Source organism: Acinetobacter sp. 129952 (assembly GCF_056642055.1).
Genome location: NZ_JBWVSU010000007.1, coordinates 87,328 through 99,457 on the forward strand (window position 1 = coordinate 87,328; position 12,130 = coordinate 99,457).

Below are 12,130 nucleotides of genomic sequence, written 5' to 3' on the forward strand. Positions count from 1 at the left end.
TATACGAAGGGAAAATTAAATGAAATTAGCAAGTTTTACTCATGCTGGTAAAGAATCATATGGCATTTATACAGATGATGGAATTATTGATTTGAAGCCTCAATTTGGCTCTGAGTTTCCTGATTTAAAAAATGCTTTAGAAGAAGAAGCACTTAAGCGCATTAAAGAATATGCTGCTTCTGCATCAATTTCATATTCGCACGCAGAAGTTACTTTACTTCCTGTTATCCCAAACCCAAGTAAAGTGCTTTGCATTGGCCATAACTACGAAGCACATCGTATTGAAACCAATCGAGCTAAAACAGATTATCCATCTGTATTTATGCGTTATGCAGACTCCCAAACTGCTCACCTTCAACCTATTATTAAGCCAATTGAATCTGACATGTTGGATTATGAAGGCGAAATTGCTGTTGTCATTAGCAAACAAGGGCGTCGAATTAAAGAAAGTGAAGCATGGGATTATGTAGCAGGCTATAGCTGTTATAACGATGGTTCTGTTCGTGACTGGCAATGGCATACCCAACAATTTGGCCCAGGAAAAAATTTCTCTCAAACTGGTAGCTTCGGACCTTACTTAGTAACTAAAGATGAGATTGCTAATGGTGAAGTCCTAACAGTCAAAACAATACTGAACGGAGAAATCATGCAAGAAGGAGATACATCAATGATGTTATTTCCAATCCCTAAATTAATCGAATATTGCTCAACTTTCATTACTTTGAACCCTGGGGATGTAATTGTAACCGGAACCCCTGCGGGTGTAGGTGCAAAACGCAATCCGCCTGTATTCATGAAAGAAGGAGATCAGGTCGAAATCCATATCGACAAAATTGGCGTACTACGTAATACGATTTCAGTTGGCTAATTAGTGCTTAATTTTATTATAAATATCTGAAATACAAAAAGGAGGAGACAAGATGTCTCTAAGAAACATGGATGTTCAAGAATTTATTGATTCTATTCGCTTTGGTTTTACTCAAAAACTTTTACTCCTATTATGTTTTATCATTGTTGCTCTTGACGGGTTTGATACTGCATCAATTGGTTTTATTGCTCCCGTTTTAAAACAAGACTGGGGCGTAAATCCTGGACAATTAGGAGCCCTATTTGCGGCTGGTCTTATTGGATTAACCTTCGGAGCTCTCCTTTTTGGTCCACTGGCAGATCGATTGGGTAGAAAAAAGATTCTACTTATTTCTGTTCTTTTTTTCGGATTAGGCAGTCTATTATCCGCTTTTTCTCCAAATATGCTCTCTCTAATTATATTAAGACTCATCACTGGGATTGGGTTAGGCGGTGCAATGCCCACAGCAATCACTTTAATGTCTGAATATAGCCCAAGTACAAAAAAATCAACATTTGTCACTCTTATGTTCTGTGGATTTACGATTGGTTCCGCACTTGGTGGCATACTTTCAGCTCAACTTATTCCATTTATAGGTTGGCGTGGAATTCTCATCTTAGGAGGAGTATGTCCACTAATTTTATTACCAGTTTTCTATATTTTTATTCCTGAATCTCTTCGCTTTAAAGTATTAAAAAAGCATCCAAAACATCAAATTGATGCACTAATTAAAAAATTATCGCCAACAATTTCTACATGCCCTCAGCTACATGCAAATGTAGAAGAAAAAATTAATTCATCTGTAAGAGACTTATTTAATTCAAAATTTGCTTTTAGCACTATATTAATCTGGATAGTTTATTTTATGAGTCTAATGACTATTTACTTAATATCTAGCTGGCTACCAACACTTTTAACCAATATTGGTCATTCATTAAAAAGTGCCTCTATGATTACAGCCGTTTTCCAAGTAGGAGGAACTGCCGGCTCTATTCTCTTGGGTTATCTAATGGATAAGATGGGTGGAAATAGAATTTTATCCACGTCATATATATTAGGGGCTATCTTTGTTGTATTTAGCGGTTTATTCAGTCATCAACTAATCTTGTTAATATTAACTATGTTTGCTGTTGGCTTTTTTATCAGCGGTGGGCAAACAGGCATGAATGCATATTCAGCTAATTTTTATCCTACACACTGTCGAGCTACAGGCGTAAGTTGGGCTAATGCCGTAGGTCGTGCGGGTTCTGTTATTGGTTCATTTATTGGAGGATGGCTAATGGCGTTAGATTTAAATATTACTATGATTCTATCCCTATTAGCTATACCCGCAATCATTGCCTCTTTCTCTCTGTTTATTCTTAATCGTAAATCTCATAAAAATTTATTAGCCATGGAATCTAATTAATACTCAAGATTCTTAATCTTAAAACAGCAAATCTAAGAATAGATAGGATTTGCTGTTTGAGGCAATAAATTTAAATTCTTTTTAAATTTCAAAACTATAACTATTTGAATAAAACGGTCAACTTCCGATTTATTTCTCGAATCTATTGACTTTAATAAAGGTAAATATGAAATTTTTAATAACTATTGTACCGCTAGTATTAGGTGTATGTACTTTTAACAGCCATGCTGGACAGTTTGTAGATGAAACTAAAGTTAACCTAACTGCAAAAAATTATTTTTTTACTCGTGATTATAAAAAAGAATCAGCCTATCCAGCAGCTCGAGATTGGGCACAAGGTTTTATTTTTAAAGCTCAATCTGGCTTTACTGATGGAAAAATTGGATTTGGTATAGATGCCTTAGGCTTAGTCGGAATAAATCTATTAGGCAAAAATACTCATTATGCAACGGCTAATGTCTTACCAGTTAATCAGAATAATGAACGTCCGCATACTACAGGTGAATTTCGGCTTACAGCAAAAGCAAAAATGAGTGAAACAACATTACAAGCTGGAACATTGACCCCAATGTTCCCCGTATTATTTTCTTCACCCACTAGGCTATTTCATCAAAATTATCGAGGAACACAAATAAAAAGCAATGAAATTAAAAATTTAACTTTAAATGCAATTTATGTGGATCGTGTTAATCAAAGAGATTCCACAAACTTCGAGTATTTGCAATTAGCAAATCCAAATGGACGTTTTGAAAGTGCGGCCATATCTTCTAGATTACATATGCTTGGCGGAGAATATAAAGTCAATAATCACTATTCTGTACAATTTTATAATTCAATTTTACATGATATTTATCAGCAAAATTATCTTGACGTAAAGTCAAAAATCCCATTACTTGAAGGTAATTTAAATACAAATGTGCGACTTTTTTTAAGTAAAGATAATGGTGGTGCTTTAGCAGGGACCATCGATAACCAACACTTTAGTGGAAGTTTAGGCTTTACTCAAAACAACCACACTTTCACAGTGGGATATATGCAATCATTTGGAGACTCAGCCTTACCTACACTTTCAGGCACAGAACCATATGTTACCATTGATAGCATGAGTGCAGACTTCATCAACCAAGATGAAAAAGTATATATGTTACGTTATGATTATGACTTCAAAGATACTTCTTTGAATGGCTTTAAAATCATGACCCGTTATACCAATGGATATGATATTAATTTACCTCAATTTCATAAAGATAATTTTAAGCAAAATTCATGGGACATTGACCTAAACTATAAAGTACAAAGTGGAATATTAAATGGCTTAAATTTAAGAGCTCGTTATATGAAATATCGTAATAATATGCCTACAATTGGTATGGCATTTCGCCCAGATGATGAGATAAGAATTAGTTCTGAATATACTTGGGTATTTTAAATTAAATCTATTAATATTTTTTAGGATCTTTCTAAATTTCATAGAGATAGCCACATAAATATACAAGCTAAAGCAACTGAATTTTCTTAGTTCTACTTTAGCTTGTCATAACGTGTAGTAACTCCTCTAAATAGCTTGAGTCTTTCATATGTTTTCTCAACTAAGTACCCGATTTTATATAAGTACCAATCCCTATAATTATTTGTTCAATAGTTTTTTTGATTTCTTTGGAAGATTTGCCGTATTTTCTGTTTTTTCTATCTGTATTGCCAATGAGTTCGAGTCATATCCCTAATTAGCAGAAAGAACGTTGAAATCTGTTAAGTGTATTTTATCAACCTATTGTGCTACAACTTTAACATCATGGGTTATGCCATTATGAGTTATAAAATCAATAGGATTCCCATTCGAATCTACTACCAAATTAATTTTAGAACTGTTTCCACCGATGCTTCTTTAAATAGCCTGATACTTGAGTTTTGTGGAATATTTATGTGCTCAAATATGATTGAGGTCAATAAAAGTCCATTTTTAATCTACCCATTTTTACAATAAATTTAATATTGAACCGTACCGGGTTTATCGATTACCTGATAGTGACTGGACACTGGAAGTGGTAAACCAAAATGGTACTTCTACGGTATGGGATGAAACATTCCCGTCAGATCAGGAAGCTCTATCTGTCGCTTTAGATGGAATTAAAGCCGCAGGCGGTATTCAGGCCTTTTCAGAGCTCAGTGACCTTGAAGCAAAGAACAATATTTTTCCTGAATCCCTTACTCGCCATTAAAAATGAAGCTGCTGGCTTGGATCTGAGTCAGTATTTTCTGGATTCTTAGAACCTGTCGCGATGATAGGTTCACTTCAACCCAAACCCATCTAGTGTTGAAGGGTCAAAATTTTCATCAAACATAAACTCATCTGCTCGCTCTTTTCTTAATGTCGCCAAGGCATAAAAGAAACATTTCTCACATAACTGCAATTCATATCTTTCCTCGTCATGCTTGGAACCATAGCCCCGATAAAGTTCCAAACTCTAGTTTCGTTGATTGGTTGCATACATCACATAAAACATCAGTAATGACTTCTACCTGTTTCAGTTCTTTGATCTCCATATGCAATTCCTTGTAAATCCAACTTAAACATTCTAAATATTTACTAAAAACATAATTCAATAGGGTTTTAATTACCGCTAAAAAGATTAAAAACACTATATATAGTGAAATTTACAATTTAATAACACAATATAGGGTGCGTAACCCTTGACTCCCCTATAAAAAGTACGTGAATATTATAGTTTATTTTTCAGCCACTTGGCATAAATATGGGGAGACATCAGCATATGTCTATAAAAAAAAAAGCTATTGAAAGTCATCGTGTATCTTCAAAAAACTTAAAATTAATGTGTTATCCAAAATGTATGCATGCGTACCAAATCTGGATAGCTTTATTTTTCCAACTGAGTGATAAACAGCAAAACTATCACTTGAATTTAACTTTTAAACAGAATATCGAAATCCCGCTCCTTACCACTAAAACACCTGATCACTATTTTTTTAGTAGTCATTTCAGCTGGATCTATGCTTATTTTTACAATAAGAATAAAAATGAATTTAAGTTCAGAGCTTATGAGAAAAATAATTCCTACCAATTCACCATCCAGGCTTTAAGCGAAGTTAGGGCCTTACTGTGTTCCGGATTACATCACTCAATTCATGGCTTAGATATCATCGCATATTGGCTAAATGAACAATACTTAGCCGCACATCTTCAGGAAGTTTTTGGTCAGGAAGTTTTAACTATCAATCATCTACGAGAATTATCAGGGCTATCTAAATCCAAAAGTCCAGTAAGTTCTATTTCAAATTATGCTGGTCCACTTTCATTAGAAAAAATTCTGGCTGGAATATCATCATGAACGGATATAGTTACTTAGAAGATACTCAAGAATTAAAGCTTGAGCCGTTTCGAGAATTCTATCAAACACTAGCAGAAGCAAAGCTAGAAAGTTTTCAAAATTTAATCAAACTCAATGACTTCATTAAACCTACTGAAATTATTGAACTTAACAATATTATAACTCAAAAACTTGCAGACAAATCAATCAGTGAATATCCTCTGGTTCATTATCTTATTGCAGTCATTAATACGCCTTCAGCATATCAAGCTAATGCCCTGAAATGGGCCATTTTCAATACTAGATGTATTGAATTGCTTGATAGCAAAGAACATGCAGCCACCGTAGCAAATCTTTGTATGCGTTTTCGTTTAGCCAGCAAAAAACAGGAATACCATTGGCTTTATAACTCATTACCAACTCTCCCTATTGAGTTGGAGGATCTGCTTGAATTTCTAAACAAAGAAGAAACTAAGAATAGAGAGTTACTTAACCGCTCCACACCAGAATTAGATGAAAAACGAATTGGCCAGCTGGCAAATCTACGTGTCATCTATCAATATGTCTTTACTCAGTCTGAACGTTTAAAACGAAATCGCCAAAGCAGTTCAGGTGCCAAAGAAGCTCCTCAAACTGATGTTCAAAAGATATCAAGAATATCTCTCGATGATGAACAAACGTATCAGACTCATTTTGAACAAGGTACAGCCAAACAACCACGCGAAGATAAAACTATAGAAAAAGTTGAAGATCATAATTTTGAATTTAATCCTCTTGAGCAATACTCTACTACAGCTCAGGTCAATAATCTTAAGAACAAAGTTCTGCATCAAAACAAGAATCAGTTAATGAGCAAGTCAAATCCTCGTGTCTTTGATTTGCCTACCGCACAGTATATTATGCGAATTTTGTTTGAACAGGCAGAAACCTCTCCAATTCATGCCTTACTTTTATTTTCAGTACTCAGTTTGACGCATTATAAAGAGCTATTAGTATTTCGGAAAAATTTTCGTCTGAGTTCAAAAAGAAAAGAAATTACTTTTAGCCCTGAAAACTTCTATTTTCGGCAAAGTTTTGATAACTCTAAATTTAAAGATGCTTTATTAAAAGAATATATGATGAATATAGGAAATTCTTTTACCATCCCCTTACCCAAAGTTTATTTTGATCAGATTTTTCAACTAAAAAAGTGGGATAAAGCTGATATTGCTTCAGATGTACAAGAATATTTACGTAGAATCAGTGACGGCCTTACTTTTCATTTAACAGCTCGAAACCTTCCTCGTTTAATCAGCGATATCACGTTGAATGAACTCGGATATGAATTGGAAAGTAAATTACTTAGTGGAGAAAACGTTAATAGCTACACCCCAAGCCATTACTATTCAATGAAAATTGTTGATATCCTCGATATTTATAGCCAAACACTTTATCTGGTTTGCCCGCAGCTCGACACTAGTTATATCGAAGAATTTAAATCCCCTGTTACTTTCGGTAGTCAGCAAACGCCAGACCTGCCTCTGGTTAAATCCTTTTTTAAACAGCTTGACAAGCAAGTTCGGGGAAACCCTAACCCTTTCAAAACACTGAAATATTATTCAATTTGGCTATGGTACGTTTGCATGATTATGACATCTGCCCGACCAAATGAAGCCTTTCCCCCGAATCTAGATTATCTTGATCTCGACAACTGTTTGGTGGCTGTTGCAGATAAAGAGCAACGTTATTCGGGTACCATTGGACGCTACCTACCATTTAATAATTTTCTTCGTGATGAAATACAGTCTTATCTGAATTATTTAAAACAATTTCAGCACCTTATGAAAGCTTGTGCTAACCAAGTAAAAACAGCATTAATTCAAGAAATCTTTGATGGTCAATGCCCCTTTCTTGTATATCCCAAGACTGAAGGATATATCCGAAATTTAGAGCTTGCTGATATTGAAAAGAACAGTCCAAATATAGTTTTGCAGCGCAATTGGACTCGCCATTTCGCTCGCTATTTTTTTGCACAGCACTGCGATGAAGATATGCTGAATGGCATCTTTGGTCATGATGGGCCCATGCAGGAACTTTTTGACCGCTATTCGGGTTTTCAGGCAACCGATTACGATCACATTCGAGCAGCGCAAGACAAGCTGGTCGGACTCTTAAAGCTTAAAAGTATGTCTACATTTAACGGGTTCCTGATTGAATGAGTAAACACCCACACTCCCTCAAAAGAATAAAAAAGCATAGAAAAAACAAAGCATTTCTTCTGAACTTGTTTAGTGAGAAATGTATAGAACTAACGCCTGAGAACTATTCGGAAATTTGTCGTCAAGTTGATAATCAGCTTTTAGAACACTGTAAGTCAAACATCCGTAGCTATCAGATGGCACGTATAGAATTTGCTAAATATATCAAGCGCTTTAATCTTTCATCGAATCAGTACTATCCAGTGCCTGCCGCTCCCGTAAGGTACGAAAGGTCTCTGCCACTACAAAATATTGAAACCTTAAAACATGGTAAAAAAGTTACTCAATTTGCCCAAAATATGATTGCTTACTGGACAAAACGAAATGACTTCAGTCCCACTCAATCTCTTGGCTTTTGTTTGATCAGTTCAATATTATTTAATGGCATTTATAACCATGCCGAATTGCAATTTTTTTTAAAAATCATTTTAAAAACAAAGAAATTTCAAAGTTTTTTAAACCTAAATCATATGGTAACACTCGAAATCCCGAACCGGAATTTCGGTAATCAGCGTATAAATGACCCTGATTTTTCAGTCAGCTATACAAAAACGTTTGTGCTACACGACATTGTAAAATGCTGGATCTACAGACTTAAACATCAAAAGTTTGATTTATTTTCGGATATTGAGGATGCAGAACATCTGATTAACGCTTGTATTATTGAATGCTTCCCTGAGGAAAAGGTGCGTTGTAAAGACCTGTTAAAATACGGTTTTTACTATACACAGTTCCTGAAAAACAGCGGGCTGGATCAAATGTCCATTTGTATCTTAAAAAATGAAATTTACAGTTCTAGTCCTCTTGAAAAACAATTAGCAGCTTATTTTATTCAACCTAAACCCACGCCTACCCATACGATTCAGAAAGTTTATGAGAACCCTCAGAACCAGTCTACAGTCACTATTGCATTAGATATAGCCGATATTTTAGTAGAAATACGTCAAGCTATTCGTGCAAAAAACTATAGCGATCAACTCATAGAATTATATGCTAAAGAACAATCTCCAGCCTTGGAACGTTTGCTGCTGTGGAGCATTCTACGCTCAAAATTAACGGAACCTCAACTGGACCTTCTCAATCATATTATTCAGCAGCAGCAACGATTTAAGCGCAAGCTTATACGTGCAGACTTTCAGCCGCTCAAGCAAAGTTCTCTGAAGACCATGTTTTCACAGTTTGCAGTCCATTGGCTGCAGGCAACGCAAGACAAAGATATTTCATCATTTTCAGATGCTGATTTTGAAGATCTGTATGGAGAAATGCTTCTATTAAAGAAAGAAACAACTAGAGCAACTCTACAAAAACGTCTACAGGAGTTTCATCACAAACAGACCTTATTTTTTAACGCACCCACTGTTGATCTGGATAATTTAATCCAGGTAAAAATCTGCAGAACCGCATTGATCTCGCCCCATATTTTTCACCACATGCTAGAGCAGCTCGAAAATACTCAAAATATTTCGATTCAGGATAAAAATATATTTAAACTGATTTTTATTTTGGGGTTCAGAGTCGGACTACGGATCAATGAAACATTGAATATCTTCGTACGTGATCTATTTATTAGTGAAGATGCTGTGATAATCACTATTCGCAACAATCGCAATAAAAATCAAAAAAGCTACTCAGCTTACCGCAAGATTCCCCTGCATCATCTACTTAAAGCCGACGAATTACATGCATTTAAAACATATAGTCAGAATAGAAAACGTCTGCTAAAAGAACAAGGAAAATCAGTTGCACAACCGCTGTTTTTAAAACAGTCCTTAGAAGAAACTCATGAAAATGAAGTGAATTCCCTATTGAAACAATTGATCCAGCCAGTTTTTGGAGAACACAATTTTACTTACCATAGTCTGCGCCATTCTGCATTTAATCATCTTTACCTGATTTTAAAAAACTCAACACTTTCAGATGCATTTACTGACTATAGCCCACATGAGCAATTACGTATCCGTTATGCATTGTTGCGAAACAGAAATACTCAGCAAACCTGGTATGCACTTTCTCATTTTGCCGGGCACCTAACCCCTGACACGACCTGTTCAAGCTATCTGCATTTAATGCATCTGGCAATTAGCTACCAGCTGAATCAAATGCACAGCCCACTTCCTAAAGAAGCCTATTTTAATATTCTGAAACATGATGATGCTATTAAATATCCTGTTCAGCAACGGGCGATCAAACAGTTTTTATTTGATCAACTCACTAAAGACCGTTACAGGCAACATGATCATCAATATAAACCAGAACAACAGAAATCGCCTGATTCACTGATGCTAGGAGCTCATGACTCAGAGATGACTTTTGAACTATTGCATCACATTCTTGCAGTAGAAAAAGAGCAAGATCTTCTGTTACCTGAAGCCATTCCTTTGCAAATCGCGCAAAAATTACGTGCCAGAGCCCTGCATTTGAAAACCTCCTGTGTAAACCAAAAAAAATCATCGAGGTTATTTACCACAGATTTTTTAAGGAAAACTCCTGCTGCATTAGTTACCATGTTGCCAACCAATCACGAGGAGAAAAAGGTCATTCACCATGTCCAGGAGCGTTATGCAAATGTACAAAGTAAATATAAAAAACAGCTTCATACGATCTACTCAATTTATCTTGAAAAAGTTCAGCCCAATTCAGCCCAGTTAATTTTTGAACTGAATGAAAAACGGCAACTGAAGAAACTTCTTTCTTTTATTCATAGCTTATTTCCCAAAAAATATCTTCATTTAGAACTCTCTCAGCAGAGCAAGACAGAGCTCAAAAAGACATTACAGGATTTAACATTACGGGCAGAAAACTTCAGCCTGAATGAAAATGAAAGGCGAATTAAGTTCTGCTTCAAGGGTAAAGATGCAAAAGCACTTGGGGTATTCAAGTTACTGATGTATCTCATGATAGTTTCTCATCTTTAAGCTGTTTGTAATAAAAATTTTAACTCTGAGAAACGATAATCAAATAGTATAAACTCTAGATACCAGCAACGTCTGAAACAGAGATCAGTCATGCATAAAACACCAGAAAAAATTGCAAAACAAAAAAAGGTATTAGCTAAAGCTGTTTTATCATCTGCAAAACAACTTGGTTTGACACAGAGCCAGCTTGCTATCGCTCTCAATTTAGATTCAGTGGAAACTTTAAATTCGCTTGAGTTAGATCCCGATTCAAGTCAGGGAGAACTCGCAATTATTTTAATTCGTATTGCGATATCACTAGATGCTCTAACAGGTGGAGAGGCTAAATGGATGCAGCATTTTATGAAGTCACCAAATAAGCTAACCAAAGGCATTCCGATAAAACAGATTCAGACTACTCAGGGATTAGCTACTGTATTAAACGTAGTCGAAGGACTTCGGCTTCAGGGTAAATATTAAGAAATACAAAGCTTCATTACACAGAAAATTAAAAGTCATAATTTTGTCTAATAATTCAAATTCAAGGTATAAGAAGTTCCTCTTCTCAAGAGGTATACAACTGCCTCATTATTGAGAACTGTCATACATATATGGATTCTATTAACCTAATTCGAGGCTAAATTGAATCTTATAAGTTCAATTTAGCTATTCAAGAATCATTATAAAAGTTTGCTATATAGCGAACATTAACCATAATTAGTTAAAAGTTTGCTATATAGCTAACAAATTTCGGGAGAAAAAATGGCTACACGAGGTGAAATAGGTAAAGAAATACGTTTGGCAAGAAAAGGGTTAGGCTATACACAGAAAAGCCTTGCAGAAAAAACTCAAGTCAATAAAACAACAATTTCAGAGATGGAAAATGGCCATTTTACAGGTTCATTTGACATATTTGAACGTGTGCTTAATGGTGTTGGTTTACAATTCGAAGTGAATAAAAAAAAGCATAAATTGCCGCAGTGGGATGAAATTGAAGAAATATTTTCAGAATATGATGAATAAATTGTGAATCGGTACCGAATAAGGTATCAGAAAAGGCAAAGCCCTGCCCATCAACCTCGTTGCTCCAGACCACTTGTGCCAGATATTCCAGATTGACCTGATAGCAAATCCCAGTTCCTCGCGACACCACGCGAAACTGATTGAGCTTAAAGCAAGTTGTTAGACGCTATTAGATTGTAAATGTCTAATTAGACTTCTTTAATCTAATAGGATCTAATCACCCAATAAAGCACCTTTTCACCGATCAACCGACACATTTTATAACTCCATTATTTTGTGGCTTAATAGCCATATCCAAACATAAGACCCAATATTATGGATTTAAGATTCAGAAAACCTGAAGAAGTTGTTGGATTATTATATGAGAGGCTTCGTAAAGAACGACTTTTGAATAG

At 35.3% G+C, this 12,130-nt stretch carries 8 protein-coding genes and 4 pseudogenes; 10 read left to right on the top strand and 2 right to left on the bottom strand.

All coding sequences use genetic code 11. The features are described from left to right. Window positions 1-19: 19 nt before the first annotated feature. The 4 genes and pseudogenes from AC1IR0_RS09585 to AC1IR0_RS09600 form a co-directional block, all read left to right on the top strand. A complete protein-coding gene (locus AC1IR0_RS09585; protein ID WP_479741341.1) occupies window positions 20-868 on the top strand; it encodes a fumarylacetoacetate hydrolase family protein in 849 nt (282 codons plus the stop codon). A 52-nt stretch (window positions 869-920) separates the two neighbouring features. Beyond that, window positions 921-2,255 (top strand): MFS transporter, encoded by a 1,335-nt coding sequence (locus tag AC1IR0_RS09590; protein ID WP_479741342.1) that lies wholly within the window; start codon window positions 921-923, stop codon window positions 2,253-2,255. A 166-nt stretch (window positions 2,256-2,421) separates the two neighbouring features. Then, window positions 2,422-3,684, top strand: a complete 1,263-nt coding sequence (locus AC1IR0_RS09595; protein WP_479741343.1) for an OprD family outer membrane porin — start codon at window positions 2,422-2,424, stop codon at window positions 3,682-3,684. A 577-nt stretch (window positions 3,685-4,261) separates the two neighbouring features. Further along, window positions 4,262-4,474: pseudogene (locus AC1IR0_RS09600) on the top strand (hypothetical protein); the annotation flags it as partial. Between the two features lie 69 nt (window positions 4,475-4,543). Here the strand turns inward: AC1IR0_RS09600 and AC1IR0_RS09605 are convergent. Beyond that, a pseudogene (locus AC1IR0_RS09605) lies at window positions 4,544-4,799 on the bottom strand (hypothetical protein). A gap of 305 nt (window positions 4,800-5,104) precedes the next feature. On the opposite strand from AC1IR0_RS09605, the gene AC1IR0_RS09610 reads away from it, so the two are divergent. The 5 genes from AC1IR0_RS09610 (at window position 5,105) to AC1IR0_RS09630 (ending at window position 11,735) form a co-directional block, all read left to right on the top strand. Continuing rightward, complete coding sequence (locus AC1IR0_RS09610) at window positions 5,105-5,602, top strand: hypothetical protein (protein WP_479741378.1); 498 nt, start codon at window positions 5,105-5,107, stop codon at window positions 5,600-5,602. Further along, complete coding sequence (locus AC1IR0_RS09615) at window positions 5,599-7,779, top strand: hypothetical protein (protein WP_479741344.1); 2,181 nt, start codon at window positions 5,599-5,601, stop codon at window positions 7,777-7,779. Before AC1IR0_RS09610 ends, AC1IR0_RS09615 begins: the two co-directional genes overlap by 4 nt. Further along, on the top strand, window positions 7,776-10,733 hold the full coding sequence (locus tag AC1IR0_RS09620; protein ID WP_479741345.1) for a tyrosine-type recombinase/integrase: 2,958 nt from the start codon (window positions 7,776-7,778) through the stop codon (window positions 10,731-10,733). Before AC1IR0_RS09615 ends, AC1IR0_RS09620 begins: the two co-directional genes overlap by 4 nt. 90 nt (window positions 10,734-10,823) lie before the next feature. Beyond that, on the top strand, window positions 10,824-11,192 hold the full coding sequence (locus AC1IR0_RS09625) for an MbcA/ParS/Xre antitoxin family protein (RefSeq protein WP_479741346.1): 369 nt from the start codon (window positions 10,824-10,826) through the stop codon (window positions 11,190-11,192). Window positions 11,193-11,474: 282 nt separating this feature from the next. Continuing rightward, window positions 11,475-11,735, top strand: coding sequence for a helix-turn-helix domain-containing protein (locus AC1IR0_RS09630; RefSeq protein ID WP_479741347.1), 261 nt, complete (start codon window positions 11,475-11,477; stop codon window positions 11,733-11,735). A gap of 4 nt (window positions 11,736-11,739) precedes the next feature. Here AC1IR0_RS09630 and AC1IR0_RS09635 read toward each other — a convergent pair. Further along, window positions 11,740-11,877: pseudogene (locus AC1IR0_RS09635) on the bottom strand (hypothetical protein); the annotation flags it as partial. A 173-nt stretch (window positions 11,878-12,050) separates the two neighbouring features. Here AC1IR0_RS09635 and AC1IR0_RS09640 point away from each other — a divergent pair. Further along, window positions 12,051-12,122 (top strand): annotated as a pseudogene (locus tag AC1IR0_RS09640) (XRE family transcriptional regulator); the annotation flags it as partial. Between the last annotated feature and the right edge of the window lie 8 nt (window positions 12,123-12,130).